Source organism: Corynebacterium sp. EPI-003-04-2554_SCH2473622, from assembly GCF_001665955.1.
Taxonomy (GTDB): domain Bacteria; phylum Actinomycetota; class Actinomycetes; order Mycobacteriales; family Mycobacteriaceae; genus Corynebacterium; species Corynebacterium pseudodiphtheriticum.
Window position 1 is genome coordinate 79,907 of sequence record NZ_LZMN01000035.1, and the last position, 24,978, is coordinate 104,884.

The 24,978-nt window shown below is 51.4% G+C and carries 24 protein-coding genes and 6 tRNA genes; 27 read left to right on the forward strand and 3 right to left on the reverse strand.

Translation table 11 applies throughout. The features are described from left to right. Nucleotides 1-6: 6 nt before the first annotated feature. The 15 genes from A5774_RS02985 (at nt 7) to A5774_RS03055 (ending at nt 9,624) form a co-directional block, all read left to right on the forward strand. Nucleotides 7-79: transfer RNA gene (locus A5774_RS02985), tRNA-Gly, on the forward strand. 80 nt (nt 80-159) lie between these two features. Then, a tRNA-Val gene (locus A5774_RS02990) sits at nt 160-232 on the forward strand. A 30-nt stretch (nt 233-262) separates the two neighbouring features. Then, nucleotides 263-335: transfer RNA gene (locus A5774_RS02995), tRNA-Gly, on the forward strand. A 45-nt stretch (nt 336-380) separates the two neighbouring features. Then, a tRNA-Cys gene (locus A5774_RS03000) sits at nt 381-451 on the forward strand. A 33-nt stretch (nt 452-484) separates the two neighbouring features. Beyond that, a tRNA-Val gene (locus tag A5774_RS03005) sits at nt 485-557 on the forward strand. A 60-nt stretch (nt 558-617) separates the two neighbouring features. Then, nucleotides 618-690: transfer RNA gene (locus A5774_RS03010), tRNA-Gly, on the forward strand. Nucleotides 691-900: 210 nt separating this feature from the next. Further along, nucleotides 901-1,500, forward strand: a complete 600-nt coding sequence (locus tag A5774_RS03015; RefSeq protein WP_064833280.1) for a copper resistance protein CopC — start codon at nt 901-903, stop codon at nt 1,498-1,500. Between the two features lie 121 nt (nt 1,501-1,621). Further along, nucleotides 1,622-2,248, forward strand: coding sequence for a copper chaperone PCu(A)C (locus A5774_RS03020; RefSeq protein ID WP_064833343.1), 627 nt, complete (start codon nt 1,622-1,624; stop codon nt 2,246-2,248). A 157-nt stretch (nt 2,249-2,405) separates the two neighbouring features. Continuing rightward, nucleotides 2,406-3,626, forward strand: coding sequence for a Dyp-type peroxidase (locus A5774_RS03025; RefSeq protein WP_081703772.1), 1,221 nt, complete (start codon nt 2,406-2,408; stop codon nt 3,624-3,626). Between the two features lie 149 nt (nt 3,627-3,775). Continuing rightward, nucleotides 3,776-5,839 carry a threonine--tRNA ligase gene (gene thrS, locus A5774_RS03030; protein ID WP_023019391.1) on the forward strand — a complete coding sequence of 688 codons (2,064 nt, stop codon included), beginning with the start codon at nt 3,776-3,778 and terminating at the stop codon, nt 5,837-5,839. Then, complete coding sequence (locus A5774_RS03035; RefSeq protein WP_064833281.1) at nt 5,802-6,404, forward strand: HIT domain-containing protein; 603 nt, start codon at nt 5,802-5,804, stop codon at nt 6,402-6,404. The genes thrS and A5774_RS03035 overlap by 38 nt, the downstream gene beginning before the upstream one ends. Continuing rightward, nucleotides 6,397-7,020, forward strand: a complete 624-nt coding sequence (gene pgsA / locus A5774_RS03040) for a phosphatidylinositol phosphate synthase (RefSeq protein WP_021352572.1) — start codon at nt 6,397-6,399, stop codon at nt 7,018-7,020. The genes A5774_RS03035 and pgsA overlap by 8 nt, the downstream gene beginning before the upstream one ends. Continuing rightward, nucleotides 7,017-7,994: a phosphatidylinositol mannoside acyltransferase gene (locus A5774_RS03045; protein WP_064833282.1), complete on the forward strand. Its 978-nt coding sequence runs from the start codon at nt 7,017-7,019 to the stop codon at nt 7,992-7,994. The genes pgsA and A5774_RS03045 overlap by 4 nt, the downstream gene beginning before the upstream one ends. Nucleotides 7,995-8,005: 11 nt before the next feature. Further along, nucleotides 8,006-9,103 carry a glycosyltransferase family 4 protein gene (locus tag A5774_RS03050; RefSeq protein ID WP_064833284.1) on the forward strand — a complete coding sequence of 366 codons (1,098 nt, stop codon included), beginning with the start codon at nt 8,006-8,008 and terminating at the stop codon, nt 9,101-9,103. Beyond that, nucleotides 9,100-9,624, forward strand: a complete 525-nt coding sequence (locus tag A5774_RS03055; RefSeq protein WP_021352569.1) for a hypothetical protein — start codon at nt 9,100-9,102, stop codon at nt 9,622-9,624. The genes A5774_RS03050 and A5774_RS03055 overlap by 4 nt, the downstream gene beginning before the upstream one ends. Nucleotides 9,625-9,679: 55 nt before the next feature. On the opposite strand, the gene A5774_RS03060 is transcribed toward A5774_RS03055, so the two are convergent. Then, nucleotides 9,680-10,156 (reverse strand): DUF3817 domain-containing protein, encoded by a 477-nt coding sequence (locus A5774_RS03060; RefSeq protein WP_064833286.1) that lies wholly within the window; start codon nt 10,154-10,156, stop codon nt 9,680-9,682. Nucleotides 10,157-10,621: 465 nt separating this feature from the next. On the opposite strand from A5774_RS03060, the gene A5774_RS03065 reads away from it, so the two are divergent. From A5774_RS03065 to A5774_RS03110, 10 genes are all read left to right on the forward strand, one after another. Continuing rightward, nucleotides 10,622-11,377, forward strand: coding sequence for a YebC/PmpR family DNA-binding transcriptional regulator (locus A5774_RS03065; protein ID WP_021352567.1), 756 nt, complete (start codon nt 10,622-10,624; stop codon nt 11,375-11,377). A gap of 5 nt (nt 11,378-11,382) precedes the next feature. After that, the gene (gene ruvC / locus A5774_RS03070) at nt 11,383-11,922 is read left to right on the forward strand and encodes a crossover junction endodeoxyribonuclease RuvC (RefSeq protein WP_064833288.1); all 540 of its coding nucleotides are present in this window, start codon (nt 11,383-11,385) and stop codon (nt 11,920-11,922) included. Nucleotides 11,923-11,929: 7 nt separating this feature from the next. Then, on the forward strand, nt 11,930-12,562 hold the full coding sequence (gene ruvA / locus A5774_RS03075; RefSeq protein ID WP_064833291.1) for a Holliday junction branch migration protein RuvA: 633 nt from the start codon (nt 11,930-11,932) through the stop codon (nt 12,560-12,562). 22 nt (nt 12,563-12,584) lie between these two features. Then, a complete protein-coding gene (gene ruvB, locus A5774_RS03080; protein ID WP_023019397.1) occupies nt 12,585-13,706 on the forward strand; it encodes a Holliday junction branch migration DNA helicase RuvB in 1,122 nt (373 codons plus the stop codon). 138 nt (nt 13,707-13,844) lie between these two features. Continuing rightward, nucleotides 13,845-14,171, forward strand: coding sequence for a preprotein translocase subunit YajC (gene yajC / locus A5774_RS03085; protein WP_021352563.1), 327 nt, complete (start codon nt 13,845-13,847; stop codon nt 14,169-14,171). A gap of 78 nt (nt 14,172-14,249) precedes the next feature. Further along, complete coding sequence (gene secD / locus A5774_RS03090; RefSeq protein WP_064833344.1) at nt 14,250-16,037, forward strand: protein translocase subunit SecD; 1,788 nt, start codon at nt 14,250-14,252, stop codon at nt 16,035-16,037. Continuing rightward, entirely contained in the window at nt 16,030-17,181 is a 1,152-nt protein-coding gene (gene secF / locus A5774_RS03095) for a protein translocase subunit SecF (RefSeq protein ID WP_021352560.1), read from the forward strand. Before secD ends, secF begins: the two co-directional genes overlap by 8 nt. A 49-nt stretch (nt 17,182-17,230) precedes the next feature. Next, nucleotides 17,231-19,003 carry an ABC transporter substrate-binding protein gene (locus A5774_RS03100; RefSeq protein WP_197490235.1) on the forward strand — a complete coding sequence of 591 codons (1,773 nt, stop codon included), beginning with the start codon at nt 17,231-17,233 and terminating at the stop codon, nt 19,001-19,003. Nucleotides 19,004-19,145: 142 nt separating this feature from the next. Next, a complete protein-coding gene (locus tag A5774_RS03105) occupies nt 19,146-19,712 on the forward strand; it encodes an adenine phosphoribosyltransferase (RefSeq protein ID WP_021352558.1) in 567 nt (188 codons plus the stop codon). An 18-nt stretch (nt 19,713-19,730) separates the two neighbouring features. Next, a complete protein-coding gene (locus A5774_RS03110; protein WP_021352557.1) occupies nt 19,731-22,022 on the forward strand; it encodes a bifunctional (p)ppGpp synthetase/guanosine-3',5'-bis(diphosphate) 3'-pyrophosphohydrolase in 2,292 nt (763 codons plus the stop codon). 203 nt (nt 22,023-22,225) lie between these two features. Here A5774_RS03110 and A5774_RS03115 read toward each other — a convergent pair whose 3' ends face one another. Both A5774_RS03115 and A5774_RS03120 read right to left on the reverse strand, forming a co-directional pair. Beyond that, nucleotides 22,226-22,567 carry a hypothetical protein gene (locus A5774_RS03115; RefSeq protein ID WP_021352556.1) on the reverse strand — a complete coding sequence of 114 codons (342 nt, stop codon included), beginning with the start codon at nt 22,565-22,567 and terminating at the stop codon, nt 22,226-22,228. Nucleotides 22,568-22,668: 101 nt separating this feature from the next. Continuing rightward, nucleotides 22,669-23,541 carry a peptidylprolyl isomerase gene (locus A5774_RS03120; RefSeq protein WP_023019402.1) on the reverse strand — a complete coding sequence of 291 codons (873 nt, stop codon included), beginning with the start codon at nt 23,539-23,541 and terminating at the stop codon, nt 22,669-22,671. A 222-nt stretch (nt 23,542-23,763) separates the two neighbouring features. On the opposite strand from A5774_RS03120, the gene tpx reads away from it, so the two are divergent. Continuing rightward, complete coding sequence (tpx, locus tag A5774_RS03125; RefSeq protein WP_024272709.1) at nt 23,764-24,264, forward strand: thiol peroxidase; 501 nt, start codon at nt 23,764-23,766, stop codon at nt 24,262-24,264. Between the two features lie 51 nt (nt 24,265-24,315). Beyond that, complete coding sequence (locus A5774_RS03130; RefSeq protein ID WP_023019404.1) at nt 24,316-24,969, forward strand: MBL fold metallo-hydrolase; 654 nt, start codon at nt 24,316-24,318, stop codon at nt 24,967-24,969. Nucleotides 24,970-24,978: the final 9 nt, after the last annotated feature.

Sequence of the window (24,978 nt, forward strand, 5' to 3'; positions counted from 1 at the left end):
CTGCTTGCGGATGTAGCGCAGTTGGTAGCGCATCACCTTGCCAAGGTGAGGGTCGCGAGTTCGAGTCTCGTCATCCGCTCAGCGCAAAGCGCCGGTTCCGGCTCCATTTCTGATGGGTTGGCCCTGGTGTTGGGCGTCGAGTGAAAACTCCATAGGCTAGCGCGATTAGCTCAGTTGGTAGAGCACTACCTCGACACGGTAGGGGTCACTGGTTCAAGTCCAGTATCGCGCACAGAGGACACATCTCACGGTGTCCTCGCCCGCGGATGTAGCGCAGTTGGTAGCGCATCACCTTGCCAAGGTGAGGGTCGCGAGTTCGAGTCTCGTCATCCGCTCTGGTTCCCGATTTATGGGTATCCTGTCGGAGGCGGTATTGCCACGGTGGAATGGCCGAGTGGTGAGGCAACGGTCTGCAAAACCGTGCACACGGGTTCGATTCCCGTTTCCACCTCTAGTCACAATGGCGGCAAGCTCGTCATTGTTGGCGCGATTAGCTCAGTTGGTAGAGCACTACCTCGACACGGTAGGGGTCACTGGTTCAAGTCCAGTATCGCGCACACGAGAAATCTCGGCGACGTCGAATTTCTCCAAGGAAACCGGGCCTGTGGTTTTCTTTTGCGGATGTAGCGCAGTTGGTAGCGCATCACCTTGCCAAGGTGAGGGTCGCGAGTTCGAGTCTCGTCATCCGCTCTGGTTCCCGAAAGGGACTAGCGCCGCTTCTTTATATGGAGAAGCGGCGCTTTCGCATGCTTGCATAGAATGGCTTGCACTTTGGTATTGTGAGCGAGATTACTTTAGTAAGCTAGTGTTTGTCGGAACTAATCGTTTAGGTGTAACGACTACTCATGTGAGACTCGTCCGAAGCTCAACACCTAGTGAACAAAACGGAGGCCGAACTTGATGGGCAATGGTGCTCAGAAAACACATCTACGCCGTATGAACACAGGCTTGGCGGCGACCGCCTTGAGTGCAGCTGCTTTGTGGTTGTCTATGCCACATGCGTCAGCTCATGATGTTGTCGTTGATAGTAACCTTGCTGATGGTGCTGTCGTTGAGGAATTCCCAGAGACCATTGTTCTTGAATTTTCTGGAGAACCACGCGAAGGCTTTAACACAGTTGCGGTAACGGATTCGAATGGTCGAACTGTCTTTGATGCTGAACCAGTGCTGGACGGGAGGATGCTGACAGTCGAGGTGCCAGATGGTCTCGATACTCCTGATGGGACATATTCCCTGGGCTATCAGATCACCTCATCTGACGGTCATGCGACCCGCGGTGGCCTGGAGTTTATCGTTGGTGATGAATCTGATGCCGAGGGATCTACCAACTCGGGGTCCAATGCAGATAGCAAATCCACCGAGACAGATGAATCTGCTGACAATGCTGACGAGTCGGATGGCATCGGTGCTGCCAGCATCATTATTGCGATCGGTGCTGTCGCTGCTGCTCTTGCGGTTATTGTGTTGTTGATCCAAAAACGTAAGCGGTTCGATAACTAATAACTGGAATTGTGTGCAAATCTCGAGCACGGTATCCGTCCTGTGCAATGGGAATCTGGCACACTGTAAAACAATGCAATCTAGTTAGTGTAAGTCGTCTAAAGCGAAAAGGATGAAAATCATGAAGCACAAAGCCCTACCATTGATCGCTCTTTTTCTGACAGCAGGTTTGACCTTGGCTGCATGCGCGAATGATGAAGCTGACAGTAGTGCTAATCCGGCGACTTCTGAAAGCTCTACCGCCGAATCGACCACAAAAGCAACGGAATCAGCCGACAGTGAGCTTATTCTGGAGGATGGCGTGGTCAAGGCGAAAGCTGCTGGTGAACCGATGACAGCTATTTTCGGTGAACTGAAAAACACCTCCGGTGAAGACATCGTCATCGAAAGCTTCACCACGAGCTTAGGTGAGGCGCGGTACGAAATCCATGAGGTTGTCAATGGTTCCATGCGAGAGCGGGAAGAGGAATTGAAAATTTCTGCCGGGGAGTCACACAAACTGCAGCCTGGTGGCGGTCACTTGATGATCATGGAGTATGACGAAGAAATCTCTGCTGGCGACGAAATCGTCATCACACTCAAGCTTAGTGACGGCACGGAAGTGGACCTAGAACCCGTTCCGGTCCGTACTATCGGTGCGGGAGATGAAAAATATGGTGATCTAGAAGGTCACGATGGCCATGACCATGACAGTCACGGCCATAGCGACCATGATCATGAAGGTCACGACCACGGCGACCACAAGTAAGAATCGTTAATTCCTTGCGACACTATCGCGGCAGCGACCGCAACGCTGAGGAAAGAACCTAAACGACAACGGGCAATAGCATTAAAAAGGAGCTAGTTTCGTGGCTGGTTTTTCACGCAGGCACTTTCTCGCTGGTTTAAGCACTGGCGCTTCCGCGATGGCTTTGCAGGGATGCTCCCAAGCTCAGCAGTCTACGGTAGGCCGGGAAAGCCGAAACGGTGCTCCCGGTAGCGATGGCATGGCTGACGTAAGGTTGCAAAACGCCGTCGTGGAATTCGATGGTGAACATCAGGCAGGAATTAAAGAAGCACAGCAGGCACGCGCCAATATAGTTGCTTTCAACCTGAAGGAAGGTGTGGACCGCGTTGGAGTAGCCAGGCTTCTGAAGCTATGGACCGAGGACGCACGGCGATTGACCGCCGGTATCGCACCCCGTGGCACGTTGGAGCCTGAATTGTTGAATATTCCTGGAAACCTGACCATCACTGTTGGCTTTGGTCCAGGGCTGTTTACCGTCATCGGTGCTGAAGACCAGCGTCCAGACTGGTTGGCGCCGTTGCCAAAATTTGACCGTGATCAATTAGATCCCCAGTGGGGTGAAGCCGATTTAATGCTTCAGATCGGCTCTGATGAGCCAATTACAGCGGCCTATGCATTGCGTCATATGATTCGTTCTGGCGTAGATTACGTCGATGTGGCGTGGTTGCAACAAGGATTCAACCATGCTGATGGCGCCCGTGCTAAGTCCACTACACCCCGTAATCTTTTCGGACAATTCGATGGAACTGTAAATCCTAGGTCAGAGCAAGAATTTGCCAACCAAGTTTTTATCGCAGATGACTCTCCTGCACCATCATGGATACATGGTGGTAGCGCGATGGTTATTCGACGCATTCGGATGAACTTGGATACATGGGAGAAACTAGACCGGGCATCCCGCGAAAATGCTATGGGACGGAAACTCGATTCCGGGGCTCCATTGACCGGAACAGAAGAACACGATGATCCAGATTTTGCCGCCCGCGATAAATTTGGACTACCTGTTATTGATCCCACCAGTCACATGGCACGTGCGCGCAATCCGCTAGACAAACCGCAACAGAAACTCTTGCGTCGTCCGTTTAGCTACGATTTGCCCCCAGAGCCGGGAGACGGTCAGCTTTCGAATTCAGGGTTGATATTTATCTGTTTCCAGCAGGACCCGCGTGAGCAATTTATTCCGATTCAAAGCCGTTTAGACGAAGTCGACAGACTTAACGAGTGGATTACGCACATTGGATCTTCGGTCTGGGCTATCCCTCCCGGAACCGATGTAGAAGGTAAGGGACGAGATGAGTATTGGGGGCAATCCTTATTAGAGACTCATGGTAAAGGGTAAGCATGAGTGTTGTATGTCTCTGAGCTGGTGTTGGCTAGCCTGGATGCAACGTGTAAAACCTGAGGCGCTAAAATAGCTCGGTAACTAGTTTTCTTCAGGCTGCGGCCAGGTATGCCGCAGCCAATGAGCGCAAAGGAGCGCAAACTTTCATGGTCCACACACTCGAGCCTTTGGCGAACCCCGCACAGCCTTTTAGCGTTAATGCTGGCACACCAGTTGGTGCTGCAATGAAGGAGCTTGGGTTTCCTAATAAAGGTCCGGAAGCGGTCGTGTGCGTCAAAGACGCCGACGGCGCGCTAAAAGACCTTAGCCATGTTCCCGAAACGAATGGCGATTTCTGGCCAATTATCGCAGGCTCTGTAGAAGGCCGTGGAGTCATCCGCCACTCCTGTGCACACGTACTAGCGCAGGCTGTGCAAAAAGAATTTCCTGGCACGAAGTTGGGAATTGGCCCGGCCATCGACAACGGCTTCTATTACGATTTCCAGGTCGCAGAACCATTCACTCCCGATGATCTGAAAAAGATCGAAAAGCGGATGAAAAAGATCATCAAGACAGGACAACGTTTTGTCCGTGGTGTTTTCGCTGATTCCGCTGCAGCTGAGTTAGCACTTGCTGACGAACCGTTTAAGCTTGAGCTGGTAGCCGATAAGGGAAACGTGGATCCGGATTCGGATGAGGCGACGGAAGTCGGCGCCGGAGAGCTGACATACTACGACAACCTCAACCCCCGCACCGGTGACGTGGAATGGTCGGACCTCTGTCGTGGCCCACATCTTCCGACGACGAAGTACATCCCAGCCTTTAGCCTGACTCGGGCTTCGGCAGCATATTGGCGTGGTGACCAGTCGCAAGCTGATTTGCAGCGAGTTTATGGGACTGCATGGGAATCGTCTGAAGCTTTAGAGGCGTATCAGACGATGATGGAGGAAGCCGAAAAGCGTGACCATCGGCGGCTTGGCGCTGAATTGGACCTTTTCTCCTTTCCAGAAGAAATTGGTTCCGGGTTCCCAGTCTTCCATCCCAATGGTGCCACCGTGCGCATGGAAATGGAAGAATTTTCGCGCCGTCGCCACATTGAAGCTGGATACTCTTTTGTCAACACCCCACACTTGACTAAGGGGGATTTGTTCCGCAAATCTGGCCATCTGGATTTCTATTCCGAGGGCATGTTTCCGCCAATGCAGCTTGACGGTGAATATGATGCGGAAGGCAGCGTTACCAAGCCGCCGCAAGACTATTACGCTAAGCCAATGAATTGTCCGATGCATAATCTGATTTTCGCGTCACGGGGACGTTCCTATCGCGAATTGCCTTTGCGTCTGTTTGAATTTGGTACGGTTTATCGTTACGAAAAATCAGGAGTCGTTCACGGCCTGACCCGTGCACGTGGCTTCACTCAGGACGATGCCCACATTTATTGCACGGAAGACCAGCTGGAAGATGAGCTTCGGAAAGTCATCGATTTCATCATTTCTCTACTGCGTGACTATGGGTTGGATGATTTCTATCTAGAACTTTCCACCAAAGATCCGAAGAAGTTCGTTGGTTCTGATGAGATCTGGGAGCGCTCGACTGCCATTTTGCAACGCGTCGCTGATTCTTCGGGGCTGAGCTTGGTGCCGGACCCCGAAGGTGCTGCATTTTACGGGCCGAAGATTTCGGTCCAGGCGCGCGATGCCATCGGTCGTACTTGGCAGATGTCGACCGTTCAGCTGGACTTCAACTTACCGGAGCGTTTCGAGCTCGAATATACGGCGCCAGATGGCAGCAAAAAACGCCCGATCATGGTGCACCGCGCCCTGTTCGGATCAATTGAACGTTTCTTTGGGGTTTTGCTCGAACACTACGCCGGCGTATTTCCGGCCTGGCTTGCGCCGCAGCAAGTGATGGGCATCCCGGTAGCTGATGAGTTTGTTCCTCACTTGGAAGAGATCACGGCACAGTTGCGAGCACGGGGCATTCGCGCGGACGTGGATACTTCCGACGACCGGATGCAGAAAAAAATTCGTAACCACACCACCGGGAAAATCCCATTTATGTTACTCGCCGGTGGACGTGATGTGGAGGCCGGGGCAGTATCATTCCGTTTCCTCGACGGCACACAGTTAAACGGGGTTCCCGTCGCTGAGGCGGTTACGTTGATTAGTGAGTGGATCGTTCAGCGTCGTAACGATGCACCGTCGAAGGAGACCTTTGGCAAACGAGATTAACGAGCAGCAGCGGGTTGACCAGGGCGCTGGGGAAGCGGATCGTTTGCAGCGCCTGTGGGCTCCGTATCGTAAGGCTTATATTGCAGCAAAAAGCGAAGATCCCTTCCTTGAGGCACCAAAGAAAAGCGACGAGGACGGACTCATCGTTGCACGAGGTGAAAAGGTCTATGCTTTGCTGAATCTGTACCCTTATAATGCAGGTCATATGCTGGTAGTTCCGTATAGAAAAGTTTCGAATCTGGAAGACTTGGATTTCGAAGAGTCGGTGGAATTGTTCCAGTACACCCAGATGGCCATTCGGGTTTTAAAGCATGTTTCCAGTCCACATGCGGTCAATGTCGGCATGAATCTCGGCGGGGCTAGTGGCGGTAGCGTTCGCGACCACTTACACATGCATGTGGTGCCGCGTTGGCAAGGTGACGCCAATTTCTTGACAATAATTGATGGAATTAAGGTGTTGCCGGAGTTATTAGCGGATACACGCAGTATTCTGGCGGAAGGCTGGGCAGAAATTGCCGCAGAAAATACTGATAATGAGGGAGTGAATAACGCCACCGATGCTTAGCGTTCATGGTCGAAAACCCGCGGCAGTGGTTGTAGAACCCCTCGCCAAATTGGCAATTGCTGCTGGCTTAACCCCGAATATGGTGACGGTGATTGGGGCAGTTGTGACTACTGCGATTGCCGTCGTATTGATTCCTGCAGGCTTTCTATTGTGGGCGGCGATTTTGTCAGGACTGTTTGCCGCGTTCGACATGATAGATGGCACGATGGCACGCCTGAAAGGCGGGGCATCTGGTTTCGGAGCGACATTGGATGCTACATGCGACCGAATCACTGACGGCGCGCTGTTTGCGGCAATTACTTGGTGGCTGATTTATTCTTACGACGCCCCAAAACCTTTGATAGTAGCTTCACTATTGGTCCTTGTGTCTTCACAAGTCATCAGTTATGTCAAGGCTCGCGGTGAAGCGTCCGGGTTGAATCTGGTTGGAGGGCTTGTAGAACGACCGGAACGTTTGATCGTTGCTTTAGCCGGAATTGGTCTGCAAGGCCTCGGGGTGCCGTACGCGATTGATTTCGCATTGTGGATTTTAGCGGTCGGTTCGGTGTTTACGGTTTACCAGCGGATTTCTATGGCCCGGCGTCTCGACTCTATTGCGAGGAAGGCCACTGCATGAAAAAAGATTTCGGATTACACAAACGCCCTCCATGGCAAGAGAATATCGTGGCTTACGGCTATTTTGCAGGATGGTCCCTAGTGCGGCGTTTGCCTTTATGGTTAACACGCAGGGTCTTTGAAAAAATTGCCGACGCGGTTAGCAGAAATGGTAAAGGTCCTGAACAGCTACGGAAGAATCTGACCCGTGTCGTCGGACCTGAAAACGTGACCAAACAATTGGTACGCGACTCAATGCGAAGCTACTTCCGTTATTGGTTAGAAGCCTTCCGGCTTCCTACTATGCAGTACGAACACAACCTGCCGCAACGGCTCGCTGCAGGTGTATCTGGGCGTTCTGCTTTTGACGCCGCGCTAAGTCGTGGGCGTGGAGTAGTGCTCGCGCTGCCGCACACCGGCAATTGGGATATGGCTGGTGCGTTTGTTGTCGCCCATTACGGACAATTTGCTACAGTTGCCGAGCGAGTTAAACCTGAATCTTTGTTCGACGCTTTCGTAGAATATCGCAACTCGATTGGGTTTGATGTCATCCCTCTCACTGGTGGGGATAAACCCCCGTTTCCGTACCTTAAACAAGTGCTTAATGACGGTGGGGTAGTTGCGCTATTATGCGAGCGTGACCTGAAGAATACCGGAGTGATTGTTGATTTCTTCGGCGAACCTGCTTCCATGGCGGCGGGACCAGCTGCTCTTGCCAGAGAGACCGGAGCTACCTTGTTTGCTGTGCACTCGTGGTACCAAGGAATTGACGATGGTGCATCGCCGAATTGGGGCCTAGCGGCCACTCACGAAATTGAGGTCAGTGATGTGCAATCGACAACTCAGCGTCTAGCCGATGCATTCGCTGAGAATATCGCGAAAACTCCGCAAGATTGGCATATGCTGCAGCCCGTGTGGCTGCGAGACCTCGATCCGGAGCGGATGAGCCAACAACAACTCGATGCTTTGCGTGCGCACACCCAGGAAGAAAAATAGGTCGATTCACGATGCGCATTGGAATAGTCTGTCCATACTCTTTTGATGAACCGGGCGGGGTGCAGGCTCATATCTATGACCTTGCGACAATACTGATTACTCGTGGACACACCGTTCGTGTCCTTGGTCCAGCTGCTGAAGAAACCGACGTTCCCGATTTTGTTGTTAAGGGCGGTGGATCGTTTCCCATCCGATATAACGGCTCAGTTGCGCGTTTGTCCTTTGGTCTACACGTTCGTCGAACTGTAAAAAGATTTCTTCGTGAAGGACAGTTTGATGTTCTACACATCCATGAACCGAATTCACCGAGTTATTCGATGGCGGTTCTGCGAATGGCGCAGGGGCCGATAGTCGCTACTTATCATGCCTCAGCGGAGTCTTCTTTGCTCTTGAATATTTTTAAGCCGATTTTGCGGCCAGTTTTGGACAAGGTTCGAGCGGGTATTGCAGTATCGGAAATGGCGCGTCGCTGGCAAGTTGAACAACTCGGTGGTGACCCGGTGCTGATTCCGAATGGCGTCGATACTTCAGTCTATGCCCAGCACCGTGTTCCGTTAGAAGAGAAAACCGCACCGGTTGAGATCGTGTTTCTCGGACGCTTAGACGAATCGCGTAAAGGTCTGGACGTGCTATTAGAAGCCCTGCACCAGCTCGACCGAGACGTGCGGGTGACGATCATGGGCGGAGGACGCAAGCGCAAAGTACCGGGGATAGATTTCGTCGGGCGGGTGAGTGATGCTGAAAAGGCCGCGATTTTGGGTCGTGCTGATATTTATGTCGCACCCAATTTAGGGGGCGAAAGCTTCGGAATCGTGTTAGTCGAAGCGATGGCGGCAGGATGTGCCGTCGTTGCTAGTGACCTTGAGGCTTTTGAAGTTGTATGCGATGCAGCGAACGAATCACCCGCAGGGGTATTGTTCCGGACCGGTGATAGCGCTGACCTCATGCGGGTATTGCGAATGCTTGTTGATAATTTCGAGCATAGAAGGCGTTTAGTGGAAGCAGGGATCAAGCGTGCACACAACTTTGATTGGGAATCCGTCGCAACGCAGGTAGAAACGGTGTATGAAACCGTAGTCAACGGTACGAAGGTGCGATACGGCAAATGATGTTTGATCTTGCTCTCGCATTGCTATTGATTTGTGTCGTTAGTGCATTATTATGGATTTATTTTACTGCGCAGCGCCTACATCGCTTGCACATCCGACTCGATGCGGCACTGCAATCATTGCAAGCAGCACTCGATCGTAGAGTGGCTGTGGTTGCTGTTGTGAGTACCCATTTGGCTCCCCAAGCTAGGGAAGTGGAATCGATTCGTCTCGCGCACGGCAATTTGGCTCCGAGAGAAGGTGCAGAACGGGAGCTATCCGCCAGGGTCAACAAAGAGTTTGTGGCGGACAAATCTGTCGATGATTCTGCAACCGGCAGCCTTGTTGCCCACGAACTCAGTTCCCATTATGCGGAGCTGGTTGATGCGGATGTACGCGTTGAGCTTGCACATAGGTTTTACAACGAAGCAGTTGCGAGCACACGTGGCTTAAGGTTGCGCCCGCTGGTAAGAAATTTCCGCTTGGGTGGTAGAGCACCGCTACCAGATTTCTTTCAATATACTTCGTATTTGAGCTCTTAAGCGTCGCAATTTTCTTTCCGTTCTGGGGCATTGCACTGTATTGGTTTTCGTACGGTTATTCGTTGATGATGTCTTCTACCGATACTGGTGGTCCTAAAAGCAGTAGAAGACTGAATATGGTCGTTACCACTACTAACACCACAACGATACTGCGGGCTGGGTAGCGAACGGTTTGGTATAAAACCCAGTCAAAAATCCCTTCTGGATGAGTCTCTGTTTCAGTATTTCGGAACCGCCAACCGCCTTCGAGGTGGCCTTGCTTTTCTGCCCAACGAGCAAACGGCCATGCGGCGAACGGTATGACTGATACCAACAAACCAGTGAGGCCCAGGTTGGGAGTCCATCGATTATTGACCCAGATCAGTGTCGTCATTACCACGAAGCATAAGAATCCAAAGCCGTGGATGCTACCGGTGATGGGAACGACAGAATCAGTGGTGCCAGAGTATTTTAGGGTCATACCCAAGAGCAATAGCGCCCAGGTGATCGTTTCCAAGATCGCCGCGGTTCGGTGGAGTTTTTGTGGAGTCATGATCGTAACTCTAGTTCTTCAACAATTTGTGAGTATATGACACACGGAGCTTAGTTTAGGGGCAGAGTAAAATTTCACGATAGTCTTGTAATCTTTATCACTAATCTAACGGTGAATGAGTGGAGCGCTATGGAAGTGAAATTAAGCGAGGTAAGTCGTGTTCTGCGTGTGGATGAGATTCCATTATGCCAACGACTAGAAAGTGACTCGAAAACTCCGGAAAGTTGTTGGTTCCACGCACTTTGGCGCCCGTCAAGGTTGGAACGTACTTATGTCAGACTTGTCGCAATGGTGGCGCAGGAAGGAATGGTGCGTGACCATCGGCAGACTCATTGCTTTGATAGAACCAATTAGCAAACCTAAACGGCCGGTATATATGAGCTTGCAGTGGCACGTATACTAAACGGAGTTAAAGACGCTTAGAAACTATTACATCTAGCTGTTGAAGCTGTTGAAAGGAATGACATGGCAGGCCACTCAAAATGGGCAAACAACAAACACAAAAAGGCTGCCAATGATGCCAAACGAGGGAAAGAATTCGCGAAACTCGTTAAGAATATTGAAGTAGCCGCCCGCAACGGTGGCGGTGACCCTGCGGCTAACCCAACGCTTGACGACATGATCAAAAAAGCGAAGAAGGCCTCAGTTCCTGCTGACAATATCGAACGTGCACGGAAACGTGGATCCGGGGAAGAAGCTGGAGGCGCTGATTGGCAGTCCTTGATGTATGAAGGTTACGCGCCAAACGGTGTGGCAATGTTGATTGAATGCCTGACCGACAACAAAAACCGCGCTGCCACCGAGGTGCGTACTGCAATGACTAAGAACGGTGGAAACCTGGGTGAGTCTGGATCTGTGGCTTATATGTTTAGCCGGACGGGCTATGTTCTGGTAGATAAAAAGGCTAGCCTGACCGAAGATGAGCTTTTGCTTGCTGTTTTGGAAGCTGGCGCAGAGGAAGTTAAGGACCAAGGCGAGAAATTCGAGGTTATCTGTCAACCAACGGATGTACCCGCCGTGCGTAGCGCACTAGAAGAAGCGGGGATCGAAGTTGAGGATTCAGATCAGGATTTTCGAGCATCGGTCGATGTGCCGCTGGATGCCGAAGGTGCTAAGAAGGTTTTCAAATTGATTGATGCTCTCGAAGATGTAGATGATGTGCAAGACGTCTACACAAATCTGACTGTGTCTGATGAAGTCATGGAAGAGCTTAACTCTTAATTCGGATGAATTTGGCAGGGCTACGCGTCATGGGGATTGACCCAGGGCTAACGCGCTGTGGACTATCCGTTGTGCAATCGGGTAAAGGCCGAGCTATTTATCCGCTGTCCGTAGGTGTAATTCGTACCCCCAGCGACGCTCCGTTGACTGATCGTCTCCTCCGCATCTCGAACGCCGTAGGAGAATGGATCGATGATTATCAGCCGGACGTTGTCGCCATTGAGCGTTTATTTGAGCGCGGCAACGTCTCGACAGTCATGCACACAGCACATGCCGTGGGGGTCTTGATATTAGCAGCTGCGGAACGTGGACTGCCGGTAGATATGTACACGCCTTCCGAAGTGAAAAAAGCTATTACAGGAAATGGCCGGGCGGATAAAAAGCAAATGACGGCCATGGTTAAACGAATTCTGGGCTTGTCTGAAGCCCCAAAACCTGCAGATGCGGCAGACGCCCTCGCCTTGGCTATTTGTCACTGTTGGCGTGCGCCAGCCTTAGCCCAGAGACGCCAGCTGTTACACAAATCACTAGAGAAAGATTCCTAACCTGACTATGATCGCCTCTTTACGTGGAACAGTAATCGCTATTGGCTTGAATGCCGCCGTTATAGAGTGCGCGGGTGTCGGTTACCGGGTGATAGCTACACCGAAGACTCTCGCCAGTCTTAACCTGGGTGAACAGACGTCAATTTTGACTACGCTTGCGGTCAGAGAAGATTCAATGACGTTGTATGGCTTTAGCGATATCGGTGACCAAGAAATGTTCACCGTATTGCAAACGGTGTCTGGTTTTGGGCCGAAACTGGCCATGACAGCATTGGCTGTGCTGAACGCCGAAGAACTTGCGATTGCAATTTCCACCGGCGAAGCAAAAACCCTGCAGCGTATCCCGGGAATTGGCAAGCGGGTAGCTGAGAGATTAATTGTCGAGCTGAAAGATAAAGTAGCGCAATGGCAACCAGCAGAGGTCGAAGGAACATTGAGCGCTAAGAGCGATTCCACTACAGATTTTGCAGAGAATGCCCAGGCGGGGATAGCTGACCACGTTGTGGAAGCGCTGGTTGGATTGGGCTTCAGTGAAAAGCAAGCAGCCGGTGTTGTGGATCGGGTTCTGAGACAACAACCAGACGCGGATTCGTCGGCTGCGTTACGCGGCGCACTTGCCGAGCTGGGGCCGAAAAAATAATCCGGAAATGAGCTGGTGAATAATGTCAGATATAGAACGCACAGAATTTGAATTGCCCCAAGGTTTAGCTTCACATAGCGAGATTCATGGCGGTGGCGCTGCGACTTCTGCAAAGGGCATCCGGTCAAAAGATGCTGCAGTGGACCCACATCGGCATAGCGGTGAGCAAGACATTGAGCGTTCACTACGCCCGAAGAGCTTGCACGAATTTATTGGCCAACCGAAGGTCTGTGAACAGCTCTCGCTTGTGCTCGATGGTGCACGTGGACGGAACGTTACTCCTGACCATGTCTTACTTTCTGGACCGCCGGGTTTGGGAAAAACTACCATGGCAATGATCATCGCTGGCGAGCTAGGATCCAGCTTACGCATGACCTCTGGTCCTGCGTTAGAACGAGCGGGTGACTTGGCAGCGATGCTATCGAATCTTATCGAGGGCGATGTGTTGTTCATCGATGAGATACATCGCATGGCACGCTCAGCAGAAGAGATGTTGTACATGGCCATGGAAGACTTCCGCATTGATGTCATCGTCGGCAAGGGACCGGGTGCGACGTCTATTCCACTAGAAATTCCTCCGTTCACGCTTGTCGGCGCCACAACTCGCGCCGGAATGCTCACCGGCCCATTGCGAGATCGATTCGGGTTTAATGCCCAAATGGAGTTCTATGACACCGAAGATCTCACAGAGGTGATCGAACGCACCGCAACAATATTGCAGGTCGACATTGACCATGACGCTGCAATCGAAATCGGATCACGTTCGCGGGGAACCCCACGTATTGCTAACCGTCTGTTGCGCCGCGTCCGTGACTACGCTGATGTGCATGGCTCGGGTCGCATTGATTTAGCATCGGCACGAGGAGCTTTAGACGTTTTTGATGTTGATGAACTTGGTTTAGACAGACTCGACAGAGCAGTTTTAGACGCCTTGGTCAAAGGGCACGGCGGTGGCCCGGTCGGTGTTAACACACTGGCAGTTGCTGTCGGCGAAGAATCCGCAACTGTCGAAGAAGTATGTGAGCCCTACTTAGTCCGTGCAGGGCTATTAGCACGAACTGGCCGTGGAAGGGTAGCTACCGCCCGTGCGTGGCGTCATCTTGGATTGGAACCACCAGAAACCGCACTCGGCCAGTACGACTAAGTCGTTTCACCATCGAGCGCAGAAATTCGGTGCGGTAACGGCAGGCTCTTGTGTTCGCTAACCTCCGTAGAGGCTGACAATGATCAGCGATCATGGCTAAGTAGCATTGCCTTAACCGTGTCTGGCACACTATGGAGCATGGATATTATTCTGATCATTGCTCTTTTAGCCCTGTTCCTACTCCCTTCCTTTTTCATGATGCGCAAACAGCGGAAACAGCAAGAAGAGCTACGTAGTTTTCAACAAGCTTTAAACCCTGGTGACCGCGTGATTTCGGCTGGAGGAATTCACTTGGTGCTGACCGACATCGGTGAAACCACTGTGACTGGAGAACTGGCTCACGGCGTTGAAGTCACTATGGAGAAGATCGCGATTCTTCGCCCGGCAGATCAGGTAAGCCCGGCAGATAACACCTCGACAGCTAATGGTGCACATCACCCAGAAAATGATGAGCGCGACCGTTAACTAAAGAAATACCTCATTGGTTCAAATCGTTCTTCAGGAGAGACACCCTTGCCGGAATTAACAAATAAGGCCAAACACGTGGGAAATTCCCGTAGCTGGCCTGTTAAGGCTTTAGCCTGGTTTATCCTCGTCACCGTGGCGTTGTTTTCCCTCATTTTATTTACTGGGGATCGCCAAGCGGCGCCTCGCTTAGGCATTGACTTACAGGGTGGCACCCGCGTGACGCTGGTGCCACAAGGTGATGAACCAACTCAGGATCAGCTAGACCAAGCGCGCGCGATTTTGGAACAACGCGTCAACGGCATGGGAGTCTCTGGAGCCCAGGTGGTCGCTGACGGGAACACGCTCGTTATCACTGTGCCGGGCGAAGACACGGCACAGGCCCGGGCTGTTGGTCAGACTTCTCAGTTGTTGTTCCGTCCGGTTGCCCAACAGCCATCTCCAAACCCAGCAAAATTGGCTGAAATTCTTGGAGATATGGCAAATCGGTGGGTGGAATACGATTTAATAGACAAGACGCATGCAGAAGGAACCATCGACCGTATCTATGCGGCTTTCGAAGAACAAGAAGGCCAAAGTGAAGCAACTGCGGGTGTGAACCTAGCGGAAAAACCTAAAATTACTACGAAACCCAAACCGGAGCCTGCGAACTCCTTAGAACAAGCAGAACGTAGGGAAAAGACTACCGAGATGCTGATTGAAGATCGGCAATCAGAAGATCCTACGACGCAAGCAGCCGCTAGCGCACTGATGACCTGTGATGCAGATGTTGACCCGTTGTCTGGTGCTGATGATCCCGCACGTCCACTAGTTACCTGTGACTATGATCAAGGCCATCCATACTTGCTGCAACCTGCTCCTTTGCTGAATGGCATAACTGACTCAGACGGACCCCGGCTAACGGGTAACGAGATTGACACTAATAGTCCAATCAATGGTGGTTTCAATCAGCACAGCGGTCAGATGGAAATTTCTTTTGCGTTCAAAACAGGCTCGGGGCCATCAGGCGCACAAACCTGGGCTGATTTGACGCAAGAATACCTACAACAACAGATCGCGATCACTTTGGACTCGAACGTGATCTCGGCGCCAGTGATCCAGGGCGTAACTCCCTATGGCTCTACCACGTCAATTACTGGCCAGTTCAGCCAGGAGGAAGCTCAAGAATTAGCCAACAACTTGCGTTATGGTGCGCTGCCACTTTCCTTCGTTGGTGAAGACGGTACGCCAGGTGGTACTGCGGAAACAGTGCCACCGTCGCTGGGACAAGCTGCACTGAAGGCAGGATTGATTGCCGGGCTAGTCGGTCTTGCTCTAATCGCAGTTTTTGTTTTCTATTATTACCGACTGCTTGCGCTAATTTCTCTGGTGTCCCTCGCAGCAGCTGGCTTGATTACGTATGCCGCAATTGTACTTTTGGGGCGCTGGATTGGTTATTCGCTAGATCTTTCGGGAATCGCGGGTCTGATTATCGGTATCGCGACAGCAGCCGATTCTTTCGTGGTGCTTTATGAGCGCATTAAAGATGAACTACTGCAAGGGAGAACGTTCCGATCTGCAGCTCCACGAGCATGGGATCGTGCAAAGCGCACAATTGTCACAGGAAACGTTGTAACGCTCATTGGTTCCGTCGTGGTTTATTTCCTCGCAGTAGGCGACGTCAAAGGCTTTGCATTTACGCTGGGCATCACAACTGTATTTGATATCGTCGTGTCGTTCTTGGTGACGGCACCATTGATGATCATGGCGGCACGGAAGCCGTTCTGGGCTAAACCACAAGTTAATGGACTAGGAAAGGTCTATGACCTCGTCGAAGAGCGGCGTACGGAATCTGAAGAAGCGGGCGAGGAGAAAACCCATGGCTAAACAATCTCTTGTTAACCGCTTGACTACTGGTGACGGCGGCGTCGATTTCATCGGGCGTACCAAGATTTTCTACATTATTACCGTCGCTTTGATCCTCATTAGTTTGGGGTCAATGCTGTTCCGCGGTTTTTCAATGTCGATTGATTTCCAGGGCGGCACTAGGATGACCATGCCGGCCGGTGATCTTGTTGCGGAAGAGGTTGAGGCAACTTTTGTTGAAGCAACAGGGATCGAACCAGAGGTTACACAAATCGTTGGATCCGGTGATTCCGAAACTCTCGAGATTACTTCCGAACACCTCTCACAAGCCCAAATCGACGAAGCGCGCCTGGCTATCTATGAAAAACACGAGCCGCTTGACCACACTGGCGCTCCGTCTCCGGATGCGATTGGTGATTCTACGGTTTCTGAATCTTGGGGCGATACGATCACCCATCGCATGCTGCTGTCGATGGTGGTTTTCCTAGTGTTTGCCACGATTTATGTCGCGTTCCGCCTGCAAAAGTATATGGCCGTTGCTGCTATGGGGGCATTGGTCGTGGACGGCATCGTGATTGCCGGTATTTATTCGTTGTTCGGTTTCGAAGTATCACCTGCAGTCATCATTGGCTTGCTCACCGTGTTGACATTCTCCATCTATGACACGGTCATCGTTTTCGATAAAGTGAACGAAAATACTGAGGGTGTTACTGCTTCTCGGCGAGCAACGTACAGCGAAGAAGCTAATAGAGCAATTAATCAGACAGTGATGCGTTCGATTTCCACCTCGGTGATCTCTGCATTGCCGATTATTGCGCTATTCGTGGTCGCCGTATGGTTGATGGGAATTGGAACGCTGCGCGATTTGGCCTTGGTACAGCTTATTGGTGTGATCGAGGGAATTTTCTCGTCGATTTTCCTAGCAACACCGTTGTTGGTATCGCTGGTGAATCGGAGCAAGAAAATTAAGAAACACAACCAAGAAGTTGCCGACTATCGTGCTGCAGAAAAACATCAGGATCACAGTATGGACCCTGATACCGACGGGGATAACATTGAGCATCGTACCTTTGCTCCGCCTGAGGTAGCCCCGGTCGCTGCCCCAAAGCCAGATGACGATGGTCGCCTTCGTAATAGCGGTGGTAGCACCTGGCGCCCGGAGTAGGTCTCGTAAGCAAACGCGAGACTTGATAATGATGAGGAACGACCACCCTATGACGTATTCTCGAAATTCGGAAACGTTATGTCCCCGCCGTGGAGTAAGTCGCTTCGGGGCATTAGCGGTTTCGTTGGCGCTGGGGGCAACGTTAACAGCGTGTGCAGATGAGCCAGCACCGGAGGCCGTGGACCGCCCAGGGTGGATCACAACTGTTGACGACGGAACACAGGATCTTAATTACCAATCGTCATCACCGTTGACGACCACGAACGCAGGTTCGATCACCGGTAGTTCAACAGCTGCGCAACAGTTGTCTGCTCGCCTGTACCCAGGAGTCCATGTTCCGGGACCACATGGGCAGTTTATTCAAAATAGTGATCTGATTAGCACGCGTTTTTTGCCGGGTCTAAAGCCACAGGTCATTTACACCATTGCTGAGAACGCTCAATTCTCGGATGGTGCGCCTGTGACGTGCTCCGATTTCTTGCTCACTTATACTGCTGGCGTGATGACGGAATTATTCGATTCGCAACTACCATTGATGCAGCACATCGAGGAGTTTGAATGCCAGCCGAATTCTTCACGCTTCGTCGTCAAGTTAGCTGAAGGGACCGGACTGCGGTGGCGTGAACTATTCTCTCCGGGCACGGTGCTGCCCGCGCACGCGATTGCGTCGCGGGCGGGGATGCCTTTGGCTGCGTTACATAATGCGTTGCAGAATCGTGATGCGCAAGCATTATTGGAGCCTGCCAAAATTTGGTCAGAAGGTTTTGACCTCGCGAATTTCGACCCGTTATTGCAAGTTTCTTTTGGGCCGTTTCTTATTGATCACGTCACTGATGACGGCGCAGCAATCTTGACTCGGAATGAGACTTATTACGGGGATAATGCTCAGCTAGGAAGTCTTGCGGTCTGGCCCGCAAGAGCTGATACGGCCGCATTACTAGAACGCGATTCCTTGGATATCGTCGATGTCAGCGAGGTTGAACCGGATTGGTTGGACCGTAATGCTGCAGGCAATAAGTTCGATGTCTTCCCGGAAGTCGGCGAGCTCACCGACGCGTTGTTGCTTTCGGATAATGGCATCTTTGCCGAAGCACCGAAGCGTCGTGCATTTGCTGCGTGTATTGACCAGGAAGCAGTTGCAGCCGCATCTTCTGCGGCATCTGGAGTGGATGTCGGTGCTGTTTTATGGCAGAGCGTTGAACATGAGGATCCTGCCCGCCAACATTTGCGGGATATTTCTGATCCGCATCGTGCGGTAAATATGGAGGTGGCTCGAGAATTAGCCGGCGAGACAATTCGCATAGGCTATCGTGGACAAGATCAACGGCTCGCGAAAATGGTGGAAAAAATAGCCGAATTATGTAGGCCAGCCGGTATCGAGGTTGTGGACGTATCAGTTCCCGAGACGACCGCAGAGGATTTGCATCGTAGCGACGGACCTTTTACCGACGCGACTTCCGCCCGGGGGGACAACCCCGAAGGTGTGGAAGTACTAGGAAACTCGGTGATCGATGAGGGGGCTTCGAGTGCCGAAAACGCTGAAGATACTGCAGATGCAGCAGAAAATATCTCCGGACAGAAGATTGATGCCTACCTAGGTGCGATTTATCCGCCAAATCTCGATGTGGGAGCGACGGTACATACCGACGATGTTAATGCTCTACGTGATGCGGAGAAAAGAATGTGGGAGCAGATGCATACGATTCCACTGGCAGCGCAACCTCGAGTATTTGTTATCAACCGAGATGTCGTTAATGCTGTGCCTTATACTGGTGAATCGGCGATAGGCTGGAATATGGATCGCTGGTGGATATCGCGTTAGATTACTCGCAAAGCAACTGGCGAGATTGGGAATAACCACCTTCCAGTTTCATTCTTCGCTAACGTCAAACGTGTTGTTGCTTAGCCCTGAACACAGGCTTGGTAACGAGGACTACTAAACCGCCAACATTGGAATACAGACTGTGACTGAATTTACTAGAACCAACACTCTCGTCGGAGCCCAGAACGTTCTGGAGAAAAAGATTCGTCGGGTCCACGATTTTCCGCAGCCCGGAATCGTGTTTGAAGACTTGACTCCCGTGCTCGCGGACCCCGAATCTTTTGCACAACTAGTCGACGCGGTCGCAGAACAGTGCCAAGCTGCAGGTGCGGAAATCATTGGTGGTCTGGATGCACGTGGTTTCTTGTTGGGGTCTGCAGTTGCATATAAATTGGGACTAGGAATTCTTGCGATACGCAAGCAAGGGAAGCTTCCTCCACCAGTGCACAGCCAAGAATACAGCCTGGAATATGGCGAGGCTGCTTTGGAAGTTCCTGCGAACGGAATTGAGCTTTCTGACAAAAACGTTGCACTTGTCGACGATATCTTAGCGACAGGGGGTACCCTTGGCGCTGCAGCCAAACTGCTTGCTACGTGCGGAGCGAACGTAGTGGCTAACGTTGTGATTTTAGAAATACCCGGTTTGGGTGGGCGGGAACAGCTTGGCGGCGATAACCTAGTAGTTATCTATCCCAACAGAGGACGCTAATTTCCGGAAAGGCCATCTATGACTGACAACAAAGCAGCGAAACGGCCGTCACCGAGTGTGCGCAGCATGTCCGCGCGCCTCGCGAGATCATTGACTTCAGGCAAGGTGAAGATCAAACCTGTACTGGAACCATTGATGTCGATTCACCGCGAATTTCATCCAAAAGCTGACGCTGATGTTATCAATCGAGCCTACGAGACGGCTGAACGATTGCATGAGGGGGTAACCCGTAATTCAGGTGATCCTTATATCACGCATCCGCTAGCTGTGGCGACCATCGCCGCCGAGATTGGCATGGATACCACAACCGTGGTGGCTGCATTGCTGCACGATACGGTTGAGGACACCGATTATTCGTTGGAGGACCTGACACGTGATTTTGGAACTGAGGTTACGCGGCTGGTCGATGGCGTCACAAAACTGGATAAACTAGCTTTCGGAAGTGGTGCAGAAGCGGAGACGATCAGGAAGATGATTGTCGCAATGTCTAAAGATCCGCGTGTGCTGGTAATTAAAGTCTCCGACCGCCTGCATAATATGCGCACCATGCGCTTTTTGCCCCCTGAGAAACAGGCAAAGAAAGCGCGTGAAACCCTAGAAATCATCGCTCCACTGGCGCACCGACTGGGTATGGCCTCGGTAAAATGGGAACTAGAAGATCTGGCTTTTGCCATTCTTTACCCGAAGAAATATGACGAAATCGTCCGAATGATTGCAGATCGAGCTCCCCAGCGCGATCGTGTATTGAAAGAAATTACTAACGAAGTTTCTTCGACGCTGAAGGCCAATGGTATCGAAGCCGAAGTACGTGGCCGCCCGAAGCATTACTGGTCGGTCTACCAAAAAATGATCGTTCGAGGTCGCGAATTTGCCGAGATCTTTGATCTGGTTGGTATTCGTATTTTGGTCAACGACGTCAATAGTTGCTACGCGGCGATTGGCGTGGTTCATGGTTTGTATTCTGCTTTGCCGGGCAGATTCAAAGATTATATTGCCCAGCCGAGGTTCGGGGTTTATCAGTCTTTGCACACTACGGTAATTTCTGGTGCAGGTAAGCCATTAGAAGTGCAAATACGGACGCATGAAATGCATCATAACGCCGAGTATGGGGTAGCTGCACACTGGCGTTACAAAGAGCTTAAAGGAAAAAACAGCGGCAAAGATGCCGAAGTAGATCAAATGGCGTGGATGCGTCAACTGTTGGACTGGCAGAAAGAAGCGGCTGATCCAAACGAATTTTTGGATTCTTTACGTTATGACCTTACCTCCAGCCAGATTTTTGCCTTTACGCCGAAGGGCGACGTTATAACTCTTCCCGCTGGGTCAACTCCAGTTGATTTTGCATATACGGTGCATACTGAGGTCGGTCATCGTTGCATCGGTGCCAAAGTTAACGGAAAACTGGTGGCTTTGGAATCTGCGTTAAAATCGGGCGACCGCGTGGAAATTTTTACCTCAAAAGATCCCAATGCGGGGCCATCTCGTGACTGGCAGAACTTTGTAGTTTCGCCGAGGGCTCGAGCAAATATCCGGCAGTGGTTTGCGAAAGAGATGCGTGAGGTGCATCTAGAGGCCGGTAGGGATGCGTTGGCGGCAGAGATCCAACGTGGCGGGCTTCCAATGCATCGTCTTTTTACGACTAGCTCCATGAAGCAGGTAGCTACTCAGCTGCATTACCCAGACATCGATGCCCTTTATACTGCAATTGGCGCTGGTCATGTGTCGGCACAGCACGTCGCGAACCAACTTATGGCAATGTTCGGCGACCAAGAAGATGCCGTGGATGCACTGGCAGACCGCACGCCATTGAGCGAACTATTGCAATCCAAACAGCAGGCAGCCCATCAAGATCACAATCGTAGCGGGATTTTGGTCGAGGGCAATCCGGATGTGCTGGCAAAAATTGCTAAGTGTTGTCAGCCTGTTCCCGGCGATGAAATTTTTGGTTTTATCACGCGCGGTGGGGGCGTATCGGTGCACCGTGCTGATTGTACTAACGCGACTAAATTGCGCGATGAGCCAGAACGTGTGCTTGAAGTCAGTTGGGCGAATAACGTTGATACTGAGGGGGCCTTTAGTGCCACCTTGCAGTTGGAGGCGCTAGATCGGCAGGGGCTTTTGTATGACCTGACCGGGATTTTTCAGAAATCTTCGTTGTCAGTGCTTTCGATGAATTCGCAAAGTTCGGAAGACCATGTGGCGACGGTCCGGTTTACCTTTACTGTTTCGGGCAGCAAACAGCTGGGAGCCTTGATGAATACTCTGCGAAACACTGAGGGCGTATTCGACGTTTACCGGGTGACAGCCTAGTAATTAGGCCGATGATTTTCTCTCGTCGGCCGTAATCGATTCACCATCGCAAGACAAAGGGGACTCGTTAAGCAGTGCAACTGCTCAACGAGTCCCCTTTGTTATAGATCAACCATGATCTGCGACTTATTTTATCCGGGAACGCCCGGAATAACGCGTTAAGTCGAGAATTGTTAACGGGCTTATGCCTCGTTAGCCTCTGGTTAGATTACCTTCAAGCTCTTCAAGAAAGCGAAGATCGTGCTGGCAACGCCAACGACACCGGAGATGGCCTTCAAGATTTTGTTGAAGCTATCAAAGTTGAATCCACCTTCGCCGGTTGAAGAGCCGTTGCCGGTCTCCTTGGCGCCAGTTCCGGATTCTTTGGTGTCTGCATCATTTGAAGAGCCGGCGAAGGTCTCAGAGATGTTAGAGCTAAATGTTGCAGTTTTGTTCTGAGCAGGCTGTCCCTCAACAGCGATAGCTGGAGCGGCAGTCAGGGCAGTAGTGGACAGTGCGAGGGCAGTTGCGCCGGCCAAAACTGCCTTGCGAGGGGAAAACTTCATATTGCCTGAATTCCTTAGAACTAGATGTGTCTGGACTTTGCTCAGCATAACGCAGGTTCCTCTCTGCTTGCAAGTGTTTTCACTAGGAGATGTCAGATTGTTTAAGACTCCTGTACAACAGCTTTCTTGATTCGGACTTCTTCAGATGGTGTACCGTCACCGGAGCCGTCCTCGGTGCCGGCTTGCGCAATTGCGTCCAATGTCTTCAGTCCCTCGTCGTTGATTTGTCCGAAGTAGGTGTAATTGGCTTGTAGCGGGGAATCTTTATAGTTCAGGAAGAACTGTGAACCATTGGTGCCGGCGCCTGCGTTAGCCATGGCAATGGATCCACGGGGGTATACAACTTGAGTTGACGCGGCTTCATCTCCAAATTCATCAGTTGGGTATTCGTTGGCGAACTGGAATCCCGGACCGCCGGAACCTTGGCCTGTTGGATCGCCGCATTGCAAGACGTGGATTCCAGAAGTAGTCAGGCGGTGGCAGACGGTGTCATCGTAGTACCCCGCGTTTGTCAAATGTTCGATTGCATTCACCGTGCATGGCGCTACTTCGCGGTCAAGCTCCATGCCGATTTCGCCCTGCGAGGTTTCCAACGTGACATTTACGTGCCCCCGTGCAGAAACTTCATCCGTATCCGGAATGCCTGCGTCGGAAGCCCCATTTTCGGCGTCGCGCTTCTCATAGGTGCAAGTCACGGTTTGGGGAAGTTTTTCGGAGCGCTCCAATGCGAGGGGCTCTACATCTGGAGCGTCTGGGGTTGTGCTTTCTTCTTCTGCAGTAAGATCCGCCTCGTCACCGTCCCGGGTTGCCAATAACCAAATGCCTCCCACTAAAACGACGATTGCGAGTGCTGCGATCGCTGCTATTCCCAAAGGGCGGGATTTTTCTTTACGTTCGCGAGACTTGAGCGCTTTGTCGAGTTCGTCAAGCGATTCTGCGCCTCGTTGTTGGTTGTTTTGTTGTTTCTTTTCCACTGTTGGACTTTCTACTAGCGGTTACTGTCCTGAGCCTAGGCATCTGCGAAGAGTTTAACGAATATGGCTGACAGTTGGGGAGCATAAGTCTTTGCAATATCTTCAATAGCACTGAGGATTTCATGACAGACCACCTGCGACTTGCTGCCGATAAGTCAGAAATGAATACAGTGGCCACCCAAATGGTGGCGGGATTTCCTAGCCATGATTACTATTGTGGGCATGGCTACTACTAAATTTCACGATGAAGAAACTGCTACCGTCGGAGAGCTGCCAAAGGTCGGTGACAAGCTGCCTGACTTTACCGTTGTTGGCTCCGACCTGCAGGAATTTTCTTTGGCGGATTTCTCTGGCAAGAAGCTAGTTCTCAATATTTTCCCGTCCTTGGACACGGGTGTTTGTGCAACTTCTGTGCGTCGTTTCAATGAAGAAGCTGCCAGTCTCGAGGACGCTGCCGTTTTGGGAATTTCCGCGGATTTGCCAATGGCACACGGTCGGTTTACCGATGCAGAAGGCATCGATAACGTTAAAACGGGCTCGGTCTTCCGCTCCAGCTTTGGCAAGGATTATGGCGTCACACTCGAGGGATCCCCGCTGAAGGGATTGCTCGCTCGCACCGTGATCGTCGCTGATGCGGAGCACACCATCACCCACGTGGAGCTTGTAGAGGAAATTACCTCTGAACCTAATTACGACGCCGCTTTGGAAGCGTTACAGAAATAGCTCTGTATACGACAGTGCGGTGGCCCGGCAATAATCCGTTAAAATCTGCCCATGGAGATTTCTGGATTTGCTGCAGGGCCGTATAAAACCAACTGTTATATTGTTTCAGATAATGGGCGTGCGATCGTGGTTGATCCCGGAATGCATGCTGTAGACCGCGTCGTGCAAGCAACTGAATCGTTGCAGCTCGAGGCGGTTTTTCTGACCCATGGGCATTTTGACCACACGCGATCCGCCGGTGATTTAGCCGCGAAATTCGATATTCCGGTTTATATTCATGCTGCTGATGAATTCTGGTTGAATGATATGACCGATCTGCCTTCCCAGATGCAGGCGCTATTCGACGTAGCTAACATGGTCCCGATTAAAGACTTGCGTATTATCGGAACCCCAGGTTCGCGCAACGAACCAATATCGCTCGAATTGCTGGGACATCATTTTCGTGTGGTCCACGCACCAGGACATTCACCTGGCTGTGTGATGTTGCAAAACGAAGATGTTATTTTCTCTGGTGACGTGCTGTTTCGGGGAGCTATCGGTCGGACTGATCTGCCTTTTTCAGATCAGCAGGCAATGATTTCTTCTTTGCGTGAGGTTGTCGCAGTTTTGCCTGATGAGCTAGCCGTCTTGCCTGGTCACGGTCCTACAACCGTAATGAAATACGAGAAGGCTACCAATCCATTCTTAGCGGAGTATAGGGGCTAAACTGGTTGC